The organism is Streptomyces sp. NPDC002588 (genome assembly GCF_040295925.1).
Classification (GTDB): domain Bacteria; phylum Actinomycetota; class Actinomycetes; order Streptomycetales; family Streptomycetaceae; genus Streptomyces.
In genome coordinates, this window is sequence record NZ_JBEOWF010000001.1 from 549,190 (window position 1) to 567,190 (window position 18,001).

General features: G+C 69.3%; 15 protein-coding genes and 4 pseudogenes. 12 read left to right on the forward strand and 7 right to left on the reverse strand.

Annotated elements, in window-relative coordinates:
- The first annotated feature begins 79 nt into the window (after window positions 1-79).
- Window positions 80-565, forward strand: a complete 486-nt coding sequence (locus ABT057_RS02495; protein WP_352340536.1) for a hypothetical protein — start codon at window positions 80-82, stop codon at window positions 563-565.
- A gap of 762 nt (window positions 566-1,327) precedes the next feature.
- Here ABT057_RS02495 and ABT057_RS02500 read toward each other — a convergent pair.
- Window positions 1,328-1,783 (reverse strand): MarR family winged helix-turn-helix transcriptional regulator, encoded by a 456-nt coding sequence (locus ABT057_RS02500; protein WP_352340537.1) that lies wholly within the window; start codon window positions 1,781-1,783, stop codon window positions 1,328-1,330.
- Window positions 1,784-1,908: 125 nt separating this feature from the next.
- On the opposite strand from ABT057_RS02500, the gene ABT057_RS02505 reads away from it, so the two are divergent.
- The 5 genes and pseudogenes from ABT057_RS02505 to ABT057_RS02525 form a co-directional block, all read left to right on the forward strand.
- Window positions 1,909-2,772 (forward strand): NAD(P)H-binding protein, encoded by an 864-nt coding sequence (locus ABT057_RS02505; protein ID WP_352340538.1) that lies wholly within the window; start codon window positions 1,909-1,911, stop codon window positions 2,770-2,772.
- Window positions 2,773-2,823: 51 nt separating this feature from the next.
- A pseudogene (locus ABT057_RS02510) lies at window positions 2,824-3,237 on the forward strand (helix-turn-helix domain-containing protein); the annotation flags it as partial.
- Window positions 3,238-3,467: 230 nt separating this feature from the next.
- Window positions 3,468-3,989 (forward strand): transposase, encoded by a 522-nt coding sequence (locus ABT057_RS02515; protein WP_352340539.1) that lies wholly within the window; start codon window positions 3,468-3,470, stop codon window positions 3,987-3,989.
- A 151-nt stretch (window positions 3,990-4,140) separates the two neighbouring features.
- The gene (locus ABT057_RS02520) at window positions 4,141-4,920 is read left to right on the forward strand and encodes a phosphotransferase (protein ID WP_352340540.1); all 780 of its coding nucleotides are present in this window, start codon (window positions 4,141-4,143) and stop codon (window positions 4,918-4,920) included.
- Between the two features lie 43 nt (window positions 4,921-4,963).
- A pseudogene (locus tag ABT057_RS02525) lies at window positions 4,964-5,161 on the forward strand (IS5/IS1182 family transposase); the annotation flags it as partial.
- Window positions 5,162-5,187: 26 nt separating this feature from the next.
- Here the strand turns inward: ABT057_RS02525 and ABT057_RS02530 are convergent.
- Window positions 5,188-5,397: pseudogene (locus ABT057_RS02530) on the reverse strand (transposase); the annotation flags it as partial.
- A gap of 658 nt (window positions 5,398-6,055) precedes the next feature.
- On the reverse strand, window positions 6,056-6,517 hold the full coding sequence (locus tag ABT057_RS02535) for a pyridoxamine 5'-phosphate oxidase family protein (protein WP_352340541.1): 462 nt from the start codon (window positions 6,515-6,517) through the stop codon (window positions 6,056-6,058).
- A gap of 92 nt (window positions 6,518-6,609) precedes the next feature.
- Here ABT057_RS02535 and ABT057_RS02540 point away from each other — a divergent pair, with 92 nt between their 5' ends.
- On the forward strand, window positions 6,610-7,263 hold the full coding sequence (locus ABT057_RS02540) for a class I SAM-dependent methyltransferase (RefSeq protein ID WP_352340542.1): 654 nt from the start codon (window positions 6,610-6,612) through the stop codon (window positions 7,261-7,263).
- Between the two features lie 192 nt (window positions 7,264-7,455).
- On the opposite strand, the pseudogene ABT057_RS49150 reads toward ABT057_RS02540, so the two are convergent.
- From ABT057_RS49150 to ABT057_RS02560, 4 genes and pseudogenes are all read right to left on the reverse strand, one after another.
- A pseudogene (locus ABT057_RS49150) lies at window positions 7,456-7,632 on the reverse strand (hypothetical protein); the annotation flags it as partial.
- 68 nt (window positions 7,633-7,700) lie between these two features.
- Window positions 7,701-8,615, reverse strand: coding sequence for a DUF1963 domain-containing protein (locus tag ABT057_RS02550; protein WP_352340543.1), 915 nt, complete (start codon window positions 8,613-8,615; stop codon window positions 7,701-7,703).
- Between the two features lie 273 nt (window positions 8,616-8,888).
- Window positions 8,889-10,397 carry a M81 family metallopeptidase gene (locus tag ABT057_RS02555; RefSeq protein WP_352340544.1) on the reverse strand — a complete coding sequence of 503 codons (1,509 nt, stop codon included), beginning with the start codon at window positions 10,395-10,397 and terminating at the stop codon, window positions 8,889-8,891.
- A 37-nt stretch (window positions 10,398-10,434) separates the two neighbouring features.
- Window positions 10,435-11,637, reverse strand: a complete 1,203-nt coding sequence (locus ABT057_RS02560; RefSeq protein WP_352340545.1) for an ROK family transcriptional regulator — start codon at window positions 11,635-11,637, stop codon at window positions 10,435-10,437.
- Between the two features lie 173 nt (window positions 11,638-11,810).
- Here ABT057_RS02560 and ABT057_RS02565 point away from each other — a divergent pair, with 173 nt between their 5' ends.
- Genes ABT057_RS02565 through ABT057_RS02585 form a run of 5 tightly spaced genes read left to right on the forward strand, consistent with a single transcriptional unit; the run spans window position 11,811 to window position 17,980 of the window.
- On the forward strand, window positions 11,811-13,556 hold the full coding sequence (locus ABT057_RS02565; protein ID WP_352340546.1) for a peptide ABC transporter substrate-binding protein: 1,746 nt from the start codon (window positions 11,811-11,813) through the stop codon (window positions 13,554-13,556).
- Between the two features lie 2 nt (window positions 13,557-13,558).
- The gene (locus tag ABT057_RS02570; protein WP_352340547.1) at window positions 13,559-14,518 is read left to right on the forward strand and encodes an ABC transporter permease; all 960 of its coding nucleotides are present in this window, start codon (window positions 13,559-13,561) and stop codon (window positions 14,516-14,518) included.
- Window positions 14,515-15,387 (forward strand): ABC transporter permease, encoded by an 873-nt coding sequence (locus tag ABT057_RS02575; RefSeq protein ID WP_352340548.1) that lies wholly within the window; start codon window positions 14,515-14,517, stop codon window positions 15,385-15,387. The genes ABT057_RS02570 and ABT057_RS02575 overlap by 4 nt, the downstream gene beginning before the upstream one ends.
- Complete coding sequence (locus ABT057_RS02580; protein ID WP_352340549.1) at window positions 15,384-17,042, forward strand: dipeptide ABC transporter ATP-binding protein; 1,659 nt, start codon at window positions 15,384-15,386, stop codon at window positions 17,040-17,042. The genes ABT057_RS02575 and ABT057_RS02580 overlap by 4 nt, the downstream gene beginning before the upstream one ends.
- Complete coding sequence (locus ABT057_RS02585; protein WP_352340550.1) at window positions 17,039-17,980, forward strand: ROK family protein; 942 nt, start codon at window positions 17,039-17,041, stop codon at window positions 17,978-17,980. Before ABT057_RS02580 ends, ABT057_RS02585 begins: the two co-directional genes overlap by 4 nt.
- The last annotated feature ends 21 nt before the right edge of the window (window positions 17,981-18,001 follow it).

The following is an 18,001-nucleotide window of genomic DNA, read 5'->3' on the forward strand; positions in this document are numbered from 1 at the left end:
AGACGCCGACGCTCGACGACCGCGACACTGCTGCGCGGGCGCGCGGTTCGTCAGGGACACCAACTTCGCGGGCCGACGCATGGTCGACTGGCTCAACGCCATCCTGGATGCCATGGATCAGGCTCCTCCCCCGGCCGGCTCTTTCCTCCACCTCATCCTCGACCGCTACCTCAAGGAAGCACGCCGGATTCGCAAGGCACCGGTCTCCGACGATCTGACGACCAAACTGGCAGCTCTCGGGCAGTCCGAAGCCGAGACCTTCCGCGAGGTCCTTTCCGCCGTCGGCGCCAAGGACCACCTCGACGCCTTTACCGCCGAACCGGCATCACAACCCGCTCAAGGCCACCACGCCGACTACCACGCGGCCTTCGCAGAACACCGCCACCACATCGCCAACACCCTCCTGCAACTCGCGCCGAACGGCTACAGCATCGATTCCCTGTGCGAGCCCCTCGGACCATCCGCAGACGAGATGGTGCGCGCCATGGTGGAAGCTTCCAGCCGAGAGCTGGCAAGAACCTCGGCGGCAACCCCACCGACCGTGGCCGCCCCCAGCACATCCTGAGCCCTTGGGCACAAAGTCCCATACGTAAGGCCCTGCGACATACAGGCCGCGGGCCCTAGGGTTCATCTGACCAAGGTGGTTCCCTGCGCACCGGGATGTCGCGCCAGTCGGGGTATGACCCCTCCTTCGTAAGCGGCCAGAACTGTTCACCGCAGGAGCAGAAGTAGACAGTCCCACTCTCGCCAGACCAGATCATCTCCTCGCTCCAGAGCCGGTGGCCAGTGCGCCAGGCGTGCCACTTTGCACGGATCACAGGGGGGCTCTCCTCCTACTAGGTGAGGTCCCCAATCTCCCAGGCCGACTTCGCTGTCCACCAAGCCGCCGAAGTCCCAAGATCCTTCGTCAGACAACACCTCGGATGCAGCGGCCTGGTTCGGCACAACGCGGACAGCTGGACAAGCTCCGCAGGCAGATGCCACCCGCCTCGAGGGCTTCGATGGATCCGACTGCGGCTGGACCAGTCACCGCAACCCAGACAAGGCCAACCGCAACCTGCGCACCGTCGAGGAACCACCGAGTGGCCGATCTCGCACGTCCGGTGCCTTGGCGCATTCGGACCGCGCGCACATCGCCTTGCCTAAGTGGTCGGCTCCGGAAGTCCTTCGGGGGTTGACGTGAGCCAGATTGCGTGTGGGTTCTCGGGTGGCGAGGTAGTGGCCCGTCGCGCAGTCCAAGGCATCCTCGGGGGATCGAGGAAGTCGTCGGTGGGCAGGAAGCCGTCCTGGCGCTCGTCGGATCTGTTCAGAGAGGGGCGTGGGAGTGTCAGGTGCGGCCCGAGTCGCCGTAATCGATGGGCTCGCTCAGTAGCTCGCTCGCCGCCCGATGGACCTTCGCCAGGGCGCTCAAGAGGGATTCGCGTTCGGTTTCGGTGAGATCCGCGGTGACCTTCTCCTCGATCAATCGCCGCTCGGCTTCGACCGGTTTCTGCAGCGCACGCCCAGCGTCGGTGAGCCAGAGCCGGACGAGACGGTTGTCCCGGTCGTCACGGCGACGGGTGAGCAGCCCGGCCGTAGTCATCCGGTCAGCCATCTTGACGACGGTAGGCGTCGTGACGTTCAGCGCGGCGGCGACCTCGCCTGGTGTGCTGCCGTCCTGCTCCCACAGCATCGCGAGCAGGTAGTTCTGGCCGACGTGCAGCCCATGGCGTCGCATGGCCGCGTCGGCCAGGGCCCGGAGGGCCTTCGACGTTCTGCCGTGCAGGTCCAGGAACTCAGCCATCGGGTCCTTTCGGTGATGTGGGGAAGCGGCTGCCCGAGCCGCAAGCAAGCCGATTGACGGCTAATCATTCACCGGCTAACGTTCCCGGTGATTCGTTAGACGGCAAACGACTTTGGGGAGCCACGATGATACTGGTCACCGGAGCCACCGGGAACATCGGCCGAGAACTCACCCGCGAACTCGACACGAAAGGCGCGAAGTTACGTCTCCTCGTCCGCGACCCCGCCCGCGCTGCCGGACTCTCCGACCGCGCCGAGCGCGCCGTCGGCGACCTGGGGGAACCCTCGACGCTGACGCCGGCCTTCGCCGGCGTCGACAAACTCTTCCTGCTCACCCAGGGCATCGGCACCGACCACACCGCCGCCGCCATCGCCGCCGCCGAGGCCGCCGGGGTGAGCCACATCGTGCACCTGTCTTCCCTCCACGTCACCCTTGACCCGCGGCCCTCCATGGCCCGCTGGCACCATGAACGCGAGGAGATCATCCGCGCCTCCGCAATACCCGCCACATTCCTTCGGCCCGGCGGCTTCATGACCAACGCCTTCGACTGGCTGCCCACCATCCGCGAGGGAAACCACGTCCTCGACCCGGTCGGCCCGGGCCGCTACGCGCCGATCGACCCCGCGGACATCGCCGCGGTCGCCGCCCTCGTCCTCACCGAGGCCGGCCACCAGGACAAGGAGTACGTCCTCACCGGCGACGAGACGTTCACCGTCACCGAGCAGGTACGCGTCATCTCCGAGACGATCGGCCGTGACATCGAGGTCCGAGAAGTGACCACACCGGACGAGGCCGTACGGTTCCGCTTCCCCAACGGAGCGCCCCAGGCACTCGCCGACGCCGTCACCGAGGGCCTCAACCTCATGCGCGCCGACACCGTCGGGTTCCGGACGGACACCGTCCAGCGACTGCTCGGACGCAAGCCGCGGACTTTCGCGGACTGGTGCGCGCGTAACGCCGACGCGTTCCGACGGCCTGAAACCGCCTGAGCCGACAGACGACCACGCCCTCTTCCGATTCTGCTGATCACTCTGCCCGCCATGCCGGTCTGCGCCGCCCGCCCGATAGGCCTGACCGCCTCCGAACGCGCACGGTTGAAGAAGGCCGCCTACGGTCACAGGACTGAGCACCGATTGAGGGTACGCGCCCAGATCGTCCTCCACGCGTCTCGCGGACGCTCCAACGCACGCATCGCCCGCGAGACGGGCCTGCACCTGGACACGGTCCGTACCTGGCGGGACCGCTTCGCCGAGCGGGGCCTTGCCGGGCTGTCCAACCGCAAACGGTCCGGCCGACCGCCGTCGTTCACCGCGTTGCAGGTCGCCGAGGTCAAAGCGCTGGCGTGCCAGTTGCCCACCGAGACCGGCACGCCGTTATCACGCTGGTCATGTCCGGAACTGGCCCGCGAGGTGATCGCCCGGGCCATCGCCGGGTCCATCTCCGCCTCCACCGTGCGGCGCCGGCTGGCCAACGACGCGCTCAAGCCCTGGCGGTACCAATCCTGGATCTTCATCCGGAACCCGGACTTCCGCTCCAGGGCCGCCCGCGTAATGGACCTGTACGCCCGCACCTGGCAGGGCACACCGCTCCACGACAACGAGTACGTCATCAGCGCGGACGAGGAAACTCCATCCAGGCCCGCTGCCGCTGCCACCCGACCCTGGCACCCGGGCAGGCCCGGGCCATGCGCGTCAACCACGAGTACGAGCGCGGCGGCGCCCTGGCCTACCTGGCGGCCTACGACGTCCACCGCGCCCTCGTCTTCGGCCGCTGCGAGCCAAGCACCGGCATCGTGCCGTTCATGAAGCTGGTCGAGCAGGTCATGACCACAGAGCCCTACGCCAGCGCCGGACGCGTCTTCTGGATCGTTGACAACGGCTCCTCTCACCGGGGGAAGAAGGCCATCGACCGACTGACCGCGGCATTTCCGAACGCTGCCATGGTTCATACCCCTGTGCACGCCTCGTGGACGAACCAGATCGAGATCTTCTTCTCGATCGTCCAGCGCAAGGTGGTCTCGCCCAACAATTTCACCGACCTCCGCGAGGTCCAAGACCGGCTCAGAGCATTCGAAGACCGCTACAACGCCACGGCACAGCCGTTCCAGTGGAGGTTCACCACCTGCGACCTGGACGATCTGCTGGCCAGACTCGACCGGCACGCACCCGATCGACAGGGAGAATCCTCCGACCGTCTCACCGCGTGATCAACCCCTGAAGGATTTCCGGAACGGACCACTAAGGGCTGTCCCGTAACTGGCGGCATGACCATATAGGTTGTCAGCCGGACGTGGGACGCGGGTCTGGCGCGCCCGATATTCAAGGCGCCTACTGAGGTAGCCGGACTACGCTGGCCGAGTGATTGAGGACGGTTCCACTGACCGCGGCAGTGTCACGACGGTGCGACGGATCGGCGCGACGATCCGTAGGCCGACAGGTGCGTGGACACCTGCCGTACACGCCCTGCTGAGCCACCTGGAGGCGGTGGGATTTGGCAGGGCACCCCGCGCGTTGGGCACCGACGGCACCGACGAGGTGTTGTCGATGCTCTATGGCGAGCCCGCATACACGCCCTGGCCAGAAGCTTTGCGCTCCTCACATGGAGTTGGTGAGCTGGGCCGCTGGCTGCGGGGATACCACGATGCCGTGCGGACCTTCCGGCCGCCGGTCGATGCCCACTGGCAGGGCCAGGAAGAAGAGTGGCAGCCAGGCATGGTGATCCGGCACGGAGACCTCGGGCCATGGAACTCGATCTGGGACGGTGGCCAGCTCATCGGCTTCATCGATTGGGACTTCGCGGCGCCCGGCCACGCCATTGACGACTTGGCCCAACTCGCCTGGTACGCCGTCCCGCTGCGGCCCATGGAGCAGCAGCGACGGGCGTCGGTCACTGGCTCCAGCACCCTGCAGGCCCGCCTTCATGTGCTCTGTACTGCTTACGGGGAACAGCCAGTAGCTGTGATCGAGGCGCTGGACGCCCTTCAGTCCCGCGAGGCCGCGCGCATCGAACGCCTCGGCAGGCAAGGCACCGAGCCATGGGCGACTTTTCTCGTCCGCGGTGACGCGGCTGAGATGTTGGCCGAGCAGTGCTGGATCCGCTCGGAGAGCAACGCGCTCTTGGGCACTGGGCACAAGTGAAAGCCTTCTCCCGCCCGTAGACCACCGATGAGATGATCTTGGTGTGGCTGGTGTGATCACGGCGTCCGAGCCGCCCTGGATAGCCCCGTTCTCCGGGATGAGCCCTCGTCAGTTCAGCAAGCTAATCACCGCTCTGCGGCGTGAGGGTGCGGATCCGGTGCGCAAGGGCAGGCCGTGGAGCCTGTCTCTGGAGGACCGTGTGCTCCTGGTCGCCGCCTACTGGCGGACAAATCTGCAGTTGAGTTGGTCGAAGAGACCGTCCTTCTACCAGGCTGCGAAATACCCGTAGACGGTCTCCCAGGGCGCGAAGTCGTGCGGCAGGTAGCGCCACGGCATCCCGGTCCGGCCGACACACAGGATGGCGCCCATGATCCGGCGCAGGTCATGCTGGGGCGGGCGCCCGATGTCCAGGCCCTTGCCTCTGCGCTCGGCGCGCCAGGCTTTCAGCGTGGGCCCGATCAAGTCCCAGCGCGCATCGCCACTGCTCCCACAGCAGCCCCTTAACCTCCGACTCCCGAATCGCTACCAAACAGCCCTACCGGAGCAAAACGCTCTTTGGCAACGCGTTTTTGAACCCTGCACCCCCGCCTGAGTGCGTCCTACACCTACGCTCCTTCAGCGCTGGGCATGTCCGCATCGGCTGTCCCAACCAACCGCCAACCGGGGTGAGCTTGTTGGGTGCTTCGGCATGCCCCTTGATCCCAGCCGGTCCGCCGCATCCTGCTACGATCAGGTGCAGGATTTGAACGCGTTCAAGAGGATGAGATCCGGATGGCTGAGCCGACCACGCCCGACCGAAACGACACGCCCGCCGTAGCCTTGGGCCCGACCGCGCTTGTCCTCGGGGCCATCTCCGCGTTGGGTGCATGGCCTGCGCTTCTTTTCGTCACACTGCCTTGGTCAATCCTTGCCGGCGCCCTGTCTGTCACCTTTGGCATAGCAGGTATCTACTGTGCCAGCCGCGGTGTCGGCCGCCTGTGGGTCGCCACTGCTGGAGTCATCCTTGGAACGATCGGACTGGCCGGCACCATCGCCTTCATCGGGGCATACGGCGCCTAGGGGCTTGCAGATCTTCAACACGGCGGCCAACCGCGTGCATCCGGGGCAGGCGAGGCGAGGCGGCGACGGACGGTCCCTACTCCAGCCACATCCCGTCGCGCATGATGACTCTCCCCCGTAGTTCCGGCTCGCCGCGCCAAGCGCGCACAGTCCTCGGGACCACTCGTACATACAGAAAGGAACCCTCTTCCACGCGCGGATCCCACCCGAACTTGTCGGCGAACGCCTCCGCTGCGCCTCCGGACACCTCTTGGTCCGGGAAGCACTCCGCCTCCCCCTGGAGGAGCACCACGTCGAAGGTGTCCGGCAGCGCCAGGCGCACGCGCGGCTCTTCGCGGACGTTGCGCGCAGTCACGGAAGTGGCGCTGGTGCACATCCACACTGCTCGCCCATCCCACAAGAACCACAGCGGCACCTGGTGCGGCCCGTGATCAGGGTGAGCCGTCGACACCCACACATCCCGCTCGGCAACGAGCCGCTCCAGAGCGTCGTGCTTACGTTCCGCCGTCTCGCGGCGAACGATTCCCGTGGTCTCCATGAGGGCAGACATTAGTGCCATGACGCAAACGATCACCGGTCAGCTGAAGGTCGTGCCATGGTCTGTCAGTTGCCTGGTCCAGGGTCGCCCGCATGGCTGAGCCCTCCTTTCTGACCGCCATCCGCGAGTCGTACGACACGGTCGCCGCCGATTACGTCGAACGCGTCCCGCCTCCAGCCGAGTTGGACCCGCTGTCACGCGCGATGCCGGCGGGATTTGCCGAACTGGTGCGGACGGCCGGTCCGGGGCCGGTCGCGGACCTGGGGTGCGGCCCCGGACGCGTGACGGCGCACCTGGCCGGGCTGGGAGTGTCCGTCTTCGGCGTCGATCTGTCGCCGAAGATGGTCGGGCTGGCCCGGCACGCCTATCCGAACCTGCGGTTCACCGAGGGCTCGATGACCGCGCTGGAGATGAGGGACGACGAGCTCGGCGGCATCCTGGCCTGGTACTCCACCCATCACACGCCCCCGCAGTGGCTGCCGGATGTGTTCGCCGAGTTCCACCGCACGCTCGCGCCCGGCGGCTACCTGCTCTGGGGAGACCATGTCGGCGATGAGCGGCTGCAGCCGACCCACGGCTATGGCCGTCCGGTGTCCTACGAGTCGTACCTCCTGCCCCTGGACCGCATGGTCGACCTGCTGGACCAGGCCGGACTCGTCGTCACCGCGAGGCTGGAACAGGAGCCCGGCGGACGCGTGAACAGACCGCACGCCTGCCTCCTGGCCCGCAAGCCGGAAACGTCCTGACGGGGCTCGTCCCCGGGGTGAGGCCGCGCGGCTGGACCGCCGACGATCACGGGGCGGGCGGTCGGACCGCTGGGTTGAGAGGGCGGCCGCCCCAGCGGATGCCTTTCTCGCTGCGGAGACTGTGTGGTTGGGGTGGTTCGAGTTGGCGAGGGTGAACTGCCGCAGCGACCCGAAGTGCGCCTCGACCGGGTTCGCCCAGGCCACGTTGGCCGGTGTGAAGCAGAGCTCGATCTTGTTCCTGGCCGCCCACCGGCGGATCTTGCTTGCCTTGTGGGCTGGGAGGTTGTCCAGGATGAAAACGGGAGCGGGGCTGCGGCCGGTGTCGGCCTCAGCCCCGCTGAGGTTCGCCCTGCCCCCTCTGAGGGGCAGGGTGTGTGTCGGCGTGGTCCTTCAGGAGGCGATCGGCGTGCGTCGCGGGACGTACGACGACGCGCCGCCTATTCGGTGAATGCCGTGAAGGAGAGTGCCTTGTCGAATCGACCGGCGGCGAGGTCGTCGTGGCGGATCAGGAAACGCGCCTGGTAGACCTCGTCCGGCACGAACTGGGCAAGCGGCACCCACTCGCGCATCACCCGAAGAGTTTCCTCCTCCAGGCGCAGACCCCACTCGCCCGGCGGGACGACGAGTTCGCCGGCCTTTTCGCGTGCCTCAAGGATGTCCTCCGCCATCCTGGTCTCCGGAGTGGTGTACATGTTGGCGGTGGCAAGCTCGCCGATGCCCGCGGAGTACCCGCCGAGATAGACGGCGGCGCCGTTGCTTTCCGGCCAGAGCTCTCTGGCCAGGGCGCAGAGTTCCTCTCTGTGTGCCAGGTTGCGAGCAAGGTGCTCCTGGTCGTCGGACTGCGAGGCCTCATCGTCGTCCTCGAACCAGCTGGGCAGTTCCGCGTTGACCGTGGCGAAGAGATCGTACTCCCGGCCGACGAAGTCGAGCGTGATGTTGCAGAACATGTCCTCGTCGTGGTCGGGCTCCTCCGCTATTGCGGTGTCGGTGCCGGCCGGCACATACACAATCCGCGCGAACTGCTGCTCGTCTGGGACGGAATAGGTGTCGTGGGCCCACTCGTGGTGCAAGAAGAGGAGCAGCGAGCCGTCCGCCGGCAGGGCGAGGCCGTCCACTCTGGGAAGCGCCGCACAGTCGAAGGAGGCGACGAACGGCAGCGGCCCGTCCTGGGAGGACGGCCATTCCATGCCCACCGGCAGCCGGGGCAACCCGCCGCTTCGCCCGACCGGAACGCCGTTGGGGCGCTCGCTGGCCCAGATCGCGAATCGCAGGAACTCGGCGAACCTGCCGACCTCATCCTCCGGGATGCCCCGTTCGATCGCCGCGCGATGGAATTGCTGGTGATAGTCCATGGCTGGGCATGGTACTTACCCTCGGATGGCATACACCGCCAGACCGCGCAGGCTCGGCCACTCACGCCTCCAGCGGTCGGAACGGACGTCACCGCACATCCAACCGGTCGTGCCCGGGGGCCGGTTCTCGCCTGCCAGCGCGTCGATGCTGCTCTCCAGCCGCAGTTCACGCGTCGCGCCTGGTAGGAACTCCGCACGGCTTCTCAGGAACTCCCGGAAACAGCAGCGGATCTCCGGCGCGCGCCTGCTCACGGAAGACGTCGGCCGGCCGTCTCACTCCTCGGCCCCGCCGAGCGGGCGGTCCGGGGAAGGGATGATGCGGGCCGTGAGGTCCGGGTCGGGCATGGCCGGGTCGAAGGGGAACATCGGTCGGCGGATGCGGTGGTGGCCGAGGCGGGTGAGGTCCTGGTCGACTCCGCCGGGGGTGAGCGCCATCTTCCAGTCGGCGGCCATGTCGAAGAGCTCCGGTTCCAGGTAGCCGATCTTGACGATGACCACGTCGGCCGTACGCGGGTCCAACGCGAGGTCGGTGAAGTCGTGTTCGTGGTGGTACGGCTTGCGCAGCCGGGTCAGGATCACGTGTACGCCGCCCACGCGCAGGACGACCTCCGTCTGCGCGTCCCGGTCGCCGTGCCGGACCGCGTGCACCACGCCGGTCAGGGTGAGCGGCCCGGAGTGCCGGTCGTCGACCTCCGCGCCCGCGGTGACGGTGACCGTCGCGCCGACACCGGCCCGTACGGCCTCCTCGACCGCGGCAGGCCCCGGCAGGGAGGCGTACAGCACGGTCGGGCCGGACGGGTCCCGCAGCTCCGGGCGGGCCAGTACCTCGCGCAGGCTCCAGGTGACGTCGCCCGCGCCGCCCGCCGTCGGATTGTCGCCGGTGTCGCTGATGAAGTAGGGCCGGGCCGTGGAGGCGAGTGCCTCGTCGAGGCAGTCGGCGAGGGTGCCGGTCGGGGCCACGAAGGCGAAGTCGTGCCGTGCGTCCCAGAAGCCGCGGGCGAGCCGTTCGGCGCCGGCGGCGACGGCGGCCTCGTCGGGGCCGGTGACGACCACGGCGGCCCGGTTGCGCGGCTCGTCCGCCCAGGCGTAGCCGACCCAGATCGCCGCGTCCGTCACCCCTTCGGCCGCCGCCACGTCCTCGACGGCCGCGTACACGCTCTTCGCGGGTTCGATCCGGGTCGAGGTCTGCTCGCCGGCCAGCAGCACCGGCACCGGGATCCAGGCCTTCACCGGGCGGGGTCCGCCGCCCGTCAGGTGGCCGACGAGGTTGCGGGCGGCGCGCTCCTTCGTCTCCATGGCGTCCTCGTGCGGGGCCATGCGGTAGCAGGTGATCAGGTCGGTCAGATGGACCAGTTCGCGGGAGACGTTGCCGTGCAGGTCCATGGAGGTGGAGACGATGACGTCCGGGCCGACGGTCTCGCGGACGCGGGCCAGCAGTTCCACCTCCGCGTCGTCCATGCCCTCGACCGTCATCGCGCCGTGGATGTCGAACCAGAGGCCGTCGACCGGCCCCGACTGCTTGAGCCGGTCGATGAGTTCGGCGGAGAGCGCGGCGTACGCCGACGCCGTCACGGTGCCGCCGGGCAGGGCCTTGCCGACCAGGGCGCCGCGCCAGTCGGCGGCGGCGAGCAGGGGCTGCCCGGGGGCCAGGAAGGGGTAGCGGGTGAGGACGTCGGTGCCGCGCTGCGGGTGGAAGGCGGGCGCCTCGGTGCGGGCCGGGGAGAACGTGGACGACTCGATGCCGAGACCGGCGACGGCGATCACGGGACGGGTGGCTGGCATGGTTCCTCCACAGGTCGACAAGGTGAGTCAGGGTGTGTCACGGGGTGTGGTGGTTGCCGGTGACCTCGTGCAGTGCCTCGGCGAACGCCCGTTGCAGCGCGAACTGGCCCGCGCCGACCAGTCCGGCGTCGGCGCCCAGGCTCGCCCGCTCGATCGCCAGGTGCTCGGTCACCAGCGGGTGGCAGCCCTCGTAGAGCTGGCTTCGTACGGCGGCGACGAAGGGCTCCAGCGTGGACAGGATCCCGCCCAGGTACACGGCGTCGGGGTTGAAGAAGTTGACGTTCGCGGCCAGCACCATGCCGAGATAGCGGCCGGCCTGCCGGACCGCGCGGGTGGCCTCGGGGTCGGCGTCGCCGGCGAGCCGTACGACGTCCTCGGTGGAGGTGACGGGGCGGCCCCGCTCCCGCAGGATCCGCACCAGCGCGGCCCCCGAGGCGACGGTCTCCAGGCAGCCGGTGTTCCCGCAGGAGCACGGCGTGTCCTGGGCGGCCTCGACGCGGACGTGGGTGATCTCCCCCGCCGCTCCGGTCCCGCCCCGGTACAGCCGCCCGTCGGCGATGACGCCCGCACCGATCCCGGAGCCCGCCTTCACCATGATCGACTGCCGGTGCTCGGCGGGCCGGACACTGTGCTCGCCGACGGCCATGCAGTTGGCGTCGTTCTCGACGGCCACCGGCACCGCGAACCGCTCCTCCAGCCAGTCCCGCACCGGGAACCGGTTCCAGCCGGGCATGCGCGCGGGCAGTGTCACCAGTCCCGGCTCGACGTCGACCGGTCCGGGCAGACACAGGCCCACACCGCGCAACTGTTCCCGCCCGTACCGGCCGACGAGCGCCTGGAGCGTCTCGACAAGTCCGGGCAGCGCGGCCTCGGGACCGTCCGCCGTGGCGAACGGCACGGTCGAGACGTCGGTGAGCCTCCCGCCGGGCCGGACCACCCCCACATGGGCGTGCTTCCCGCCGAGGTCGGCCGCGACGGCGTACCCGTCGTGGCCGCCGACCCGCAGCACCTTGCGCGGCCGTCCACCGGTGGAGGACTGGGTGCCCTCCTCGGCGACCAGGCCGTGGGCGAGCAACTGTCCCACCGCGAAGGACACGGTCGACGGCGGGGCGCCGAGCAGTGCGGTGAGCTCCGTACGGGTGGAGGCCTGCCCGGAGGCGAGGAGTTCGAGGACTCCCTCGGCGAGCGAGGAGAATCCCGTGCCGTTCCTCCGGAAATGAGGCGGACTTTTTTCAATCATGGCCGAAGTTACCCCCGAAATCGGCGATCCGGGCGTCGAGCCTAATCCCGGAGACGGCTTCTGAGGTTTTTTCAGAACAGCAGAAACAGGCTTTTTACGACGGCACGCCTGTTTTCTCCAACAGACGGGGCGTTCACTTGCTGCACCCCCGCTGCTGCTCTCTGGAGAGAACCATGTCCCCTGCCCGCACGAGACTCCTTGCCGGTGCCGCCGCTCTCAGCGCGGGCACCCTGCTGCTCGCCGCCTGTTCGGGGTCGACCGGTACGTCCTCGTCCTCGCACGACTCGATCAACTACGCGCTGCCCGCGAACTTCACCCCGAACTGGATCCTGCCGATCGGCACCGCGGCGCACCTGAACACCAACAACATCTCCATCGCCAACACTCTGTGGGAGCCGCTCGTCGCGTACGACGGCTCGACCGGCAAGATCGCCTGGAACAAGGCCGGTTCGGTGGCCACCGCCGCCGACTTCGCCGCGGACGGCAAGAGCGTGACGATCACTCTGGGCGACCGGCACTGGAGTGACGGCAAGCCGATCACCTCCGCCGACGTGAAGTTCTGGTTCGACCTCATCAAGGCGAACAAGGCGGAGTGGGCGGGCTACAACCCGGGCAAGGCGCCCGACAACTGGACGTCCTTCAAGACGGTCGACGACCGTCACTTCACGATCGCCTTCGACAAGGCGTACAACCCGCAGTGGATGCTGGCCAACGAGCTGAGCGCCATCAACCCGCTGCCGCAGCACGCCTGGGACCAGGGCGGTGACGCGAAGAAGACCTGGACCTACCTCAACAACGCCGCGAAGAACATCTCCGGTTACGCCTCGAACGCGCTCTGGAAGACCATCAGCGGCCCCTACGCGGTCAAGTCCTTCTCCACTGCCGGCAAAGTGGTTCTGACCGCCAACAAGAAGTACGACGGCGGCGAGAAGGCGAACATCCCGACGGTGAACCTGCTGCCCTTCACCACCGCGGACGCCGAGAAGAACGCCCTGCGGTCCGGCAGTGTCGACTACGGGTACATCGAGGCGACCGACCTCGACCAGAAGGACAGTTTCACCGCGCGGGGCTACAAGGTGGAGCCGTGGTCGGGCTGGGCGATCACCTACATGCCGTACAACTTCAACAACCCGGCGATGGGGGCGGTGTTCAAACAGCTCTACGCCCGGCAGGCCGTCCAGCGCTCGATCGACCAGGCGAGCCTCGCGAAGGTCGTCTTCAACGGGACGGCCGTGCCCGGCTATGGTCCGATCCCGCAGGGACAGCCGTCGGACTTCCTGTCGTCCGCGCAGAAGAGCGACCCGTATCCGTTCTCCACGGACGCGGCGCGCACGCTGCTCACCGACCACGGCTGGACCGAGCAGGGCGGGGTGATGACCTGCGCGGAACCCGCGAAGTGCGGTGAAGGCGTCGCCAAGGGCACGAAGTTCGAGATGCAGGTCCTGTCGCAGTCCGGCTCCACGGTGACCGACAACATGATGAGCGCGATCCAGTCGTCGCTCTCGAAGACCGGGATCAAGTTCTCGATCAGGACGGCGCCGGTGAACTCGGTGCTCTCGCAGACCCCGCAGTGCACCGCGAGCCAGTCGATCTGCAAGTGGCAGCTGTCCTTCTTCGGAACCGCCGGCAGCTGGTATTTCAACGCCTTCCCGACCGGCGACTCACTGTTCCAGTCCAAGGGCGGCTCCAACTTCGGCAATTACTCCAACGGGTCCGTCGACAAGCTCGTCTCCGCGTCCACGACGTCGAGTTCGAACCAGGCGATCCAGGACTACAGCGCGGCCCTGGCCCGCGACCTGCCGGTGATCTGGCTGCCGGAGCCCGTCTACCAGATCTCCGTCCTGCGCAGCGGTCTGGGCGGCTTCTCCCAGGACTCCCTCGCCAACTTCCACCCGGCACAGTGGAAGTGGACCGGCTGAGCATGGACACCACGCTGTACCTGACCCGGCGGCTCCTCCAGGCGCTGGCCGTGATCCTCATCGTCACGGTCGTGGTCTTCTGTCTGCTGCACGCCCTGCCCGGGGGTCCCGCACGCGGGATCCTCGGCCCGCAGGCCACGGCCCAGCAGATCACCGCGTTCAACCACGCCCAGGGCCTCGACCGGCCGCTTCCCGTCCAGTACCTCTACTACCTGCGCACCCTCCTGCGAGGCGACCTCGGCACCTCGTACACCCTCAACGAGGCCGTGTCCCGGCTCATCGAGCAGCGGCTGCCGAAGACCCTGGTGCTGACCGTGCTGTCCGCGTTCGTCGGTCTGGTGCTGGCGGTCCCGCTCGGCATGTGGCAGGCGGTGCGGCGCAACAAGCCGGTGGACTACGCCGTCACGACCCTGAGCTTCGTCGCGTATGCGACGCCGGTGTACTTCCTGGGGCTCCTGCTGATCCTGCTGTTCACCCAGACCCTGCGCTGGTTCCCCTCGCAGGCGCCCCAGGGCGACACCCTGACCCAGGTGTTCGCGGATCCGGCGGCGCTGGTCCTGCCGGTGGTCACCGGGGCCGCGTCCATGATCGCCGTGTTCAGCCGGTACATGCGGGCCGCGACCCTGGAGAACCTGGACGAGGACTATGTCCGCACCGCCCGGGCCGGCGGCGCCCGGCCGGGAGCGATCCTGTGGCGGCACGTCTTCCGCAACTCCCTCACACCCGTGATCGCCATGCTCGGCTACTACGTGCCGGTGCTCTTCGGCGGCGCCCTCGTCGTCGAGCAGCTCTTCAACTATCCGGGCATGGGGCTGCTGTTCTGGAGCGCCGCGCAGTCCTCCGACTATCCGGTGCTGCTCGGCTGCGTCCTCGTCATCTCCGTCGCGACGGTCGTGGGAACGCTGCTGGCGGACGTCGTCCAGCGGATCGTCGACCCGCGAGTGAAGGAGAGCCGGACATGACCGCCGTACTCCAGGTCGTCCCCACCGTGTCGCCCGGGCGTCTCTCCCTGCGCCGGTTCACCCGCAACCGGCTCGCCGTCACCGGGCTCGTGGTGGTCGTCCTCTTCCTGCTGTTCTCCTTCATCGGCCCGCTGCTGTACTCGACGGACCAGACCCACACCGACCTCTCCCAGGTCAACCTCGCGCCCGCCGGCTCCCACCCGCTCGGCACGGACGCCGTGGGCCACGACGAGCTCGGGCGGCTCATGTACGGCGGGAAGGTCTCACTGCTCGTCGGGCTCGCCGCCGGGATCCTCGCGACCGTCATCGGCACGCTCTGGGGCGCCCTCGCGGGCTATGCGGGCGGTTGGGTGGACGCGGTGATGATGCGGATCGTCGACGCCGGCATCGCCATTCCGGCGCTGTTCATCCTGCTGGTCGTCTCCGCCATCACCACCCCGGACACCATCGGCCTGATCATCGTGCTCGGCCTGGTGTCCTGGCTGGTGCCGTCCCGGCTGGTGCGGGCCGAGACGCTGACGCTGAAGAGCCGGGACTACGTGCTGACACTGCGCGCCATCGGCGGCACGCACGGCCGGGCGATCGGGCGGCACATCCTGCCGAACTCGGTGTCGACGATCGTGGTCGCGGCGACGTTCCAGGTCGCCGACGCGATCCTGCTCGTGGCGTACGTGTCCTATCTCGGCCTGGGCGTCCGGCCGCCGTCGACCGACTGGGGCGGCATGCTGTCGGCCGGTCTGACGGCGGCGTACTCCGGGCGCTGGTGGCTGATCGTTCCGCCCGGCCTCGCGATCATCCTCGTCGTGTGCGCGTTCAACGCGATCGGCGACGGGCTGCGCGACGCCTTCGACGTGAGGGGGCGCGGATGAGCGTGCCGGGGACCGTGCTGGAGATCGAGGACCTCGGGGTGACGTTCTCGACGGACACGGGCGAGGTGCCCGCCGTACGGGAGGTGTCCCTGCACGTACGGCCCGGCGAGACGCTCGCGCTGGTCGGCGAGTCGGGCTCCGGGAAGTCGACGGTGGCGCTCGCCGCGATGGGGCTGCTGCCGGGCCACGCCCGGGTGTCGGGGCGGATCTCGGTGGACGGCACCGAGGTCGTCGATGCCCCGGAGGCGGAGCTCGCGCGGTTGCGCGGCCGTACGGTGTCGATGGTGTTCCAGGAGCCGGCCACCGCGCTGGATCCGCTGACCCGGGTCGGCGCGCAGATCGCGGAGGTCGTCCGCAACCACCGGCCGGTGTCGCGCGCCGAGGCCGCCCGCGAGGCGGTCGGACTCCTGCGCAGGGTCGGCATTCCGGAGCCGGAGCGGCGCGCGTCCGCGTTCCCCTTCCAGTTGTCGGGCGGGCAACGGCAGCGGGTCGTCATCGCCATGGCGATCGCCAACTCGCCCGGTCTGCTGATCGCCGACGAGCCGACGACCGCTCTCGACGTCACCGTACAGGCCGAGATCCTGGACCTGCTCAGGGAGTTGGCGGCCGACTCGGGCACGGGCGTGCTGCTGGTCACCCACAACATGGGCGTGGTCGCGGACTTCGCCGACCGGGTCGCGGTGATGCTGGAGGGCCGGGTCGTGGAGACCGGGACGGTGGAGGAGGTGCTGCTGCGGCCGACGCACGAGTACACGCAGCGGCTGCTGGCGGCGGTGCCCCGGCTGGTGGTGGGCGAGCCGGCGGGCGCGGACGCGGCGGCCGGGTCGGCCGACGGGGCGCCGGTGGTCGAACTCCGGGACGTCTCGGTGGACTTCGGCCGTGGACGTCGTACCGTCAAGGCACTGCGCGACGTGTCCCTCACGGTCCGGCCCGGCGAGACCGTGGGCCTCGTCGGCGAGTCCGGCTCCGGCAAGTCGACGGCGGCCCGGGTCGCGCTGGGGCTCGTCCGGCCGGGCTCCGGTTCGGCGGCGCTGTTCGGCAGCGACCTCGCCCGGGCGCGTGGCCGGGCTCGGCGCGCTCTGCTGTCCGGTGTGGGCGTGGTCCTGCAGGATCCGGTGGCCTCGCTGGACGCGCGGATGAGCGTCGCGGAGTGCGTGGCGGAGCCGCTGCGGGTGCACCGGCGGGGCATGTCCGCGGCCCAGCGGCGGGCCCGGGTCGCGGAGGTGCTCGAACTCGTGCGGCTGTCCGAGGAGTTGGCTCGGCGCGGGCCACGCGAGCTGTCCGGTGGGCAGCGGCAACGCGTGAGCCTGGCACGGGCGTTGGTCCTCGAACCCCGGCTGCTGGTGGCGGACGAGCCGACCAGCGCGCTGGACGTGAGTGTGCAGCGGACGGTGCTCGAGGTGATCGCCGAGTTGCAGCGCGAGCTGGGCTTCGCATGTCTGTTCGTGTCGCACGACCTGGCTGTGGTGCAGGAGTTCGCGCAGCGGGTCGTCGTCATGCGGGCCGGGGCCGTCGAGGAGGAAGGGCCGACCATGACCACGCTGCTGCGTCCGGAGACGGAGTACACGCGCCGGCTCATCGCCGCCGTGCCCGTGCCCGACCCCGTGCTGCAACGCCGGCGGCGGGCCCAGCCCGGGGTGGAGGCCACCGCGTGAGGGCCGCTCCCGGGGTGGTCGCCGGTGTCGACATCGGAGGGACGACCACCCAGGTGGTGCTGTGCACGGCCGACCTCGTGGTGCTCGACCGGCTCGGGGTGCCCACCCCGGCGGCCGAGGGCGGGGCGGCGATGGTCGGGGCGGCGCTCGACGCCCTGCGCCTCCTCCTCGACCGCACGCCCGGCCGGCTGCTGGGCGTGGGGATCGGTGCGGCGGGCCTGGTGGACGCGAAGGCCGGGCGGATCCTCGTGGCCAGCGACTCGTTCCGCGAGTGGGCGGGCTTCCCCGTGACGGCGACGGTCGAGGAGGCTCTGGGCGTACCGGCGTACCTGGACAACGACGTCAACGCGTTCCTGCGCGGTGAGGTCGGACGGGGCGCGGGCGCGGGCGAGGCGCATGCGCTCGGGATGACCCTCGGCACCGGGGTCGGCGGCGCCCTGTGGCTGGACGGCGCCCTGTACGACGGTCCGCACGGCGCGGCCGGCGAGATCGGCCACATACCCGGCTTCGGCGATCTGCGGTGCACCTGCGGGGGCCGCGGCCATCTGGAGACCCTGGCGTCGGGCCGGTCGATCGCCGCCCGGTACGCCGAGCGGACCGGACAGCCGGAGCGGAGCTTCACCGCCCGCCGGGTCGCCGAGGCGGCGGCCGCCGGGGACCCGGACGCGCTCGCCGTGTACGACACCGCGGGCGCCGCCGTGGCCCGCGCGATCCTCCTCACGGCGGGCCTGCTGGACGTCACCACCGTCGTGATCGGCGGGGGCGTCAGCCGCGCCTGGGCTCTGCTGGAACCGCCGATCCACCGCACCCTCGCCGCCGAACCCCCGGTCAGCGGCCACCCGGTCCGGGTGCTCCCCGCCGCCCTGGACGGGGATGCCGTGGCGATCGGCGCCGCCTGTCGGGCCGGTGCGGAACTCGGCGCCGTGCCCCGTCACTGACCTGCAAAGCCGCTCTCACGA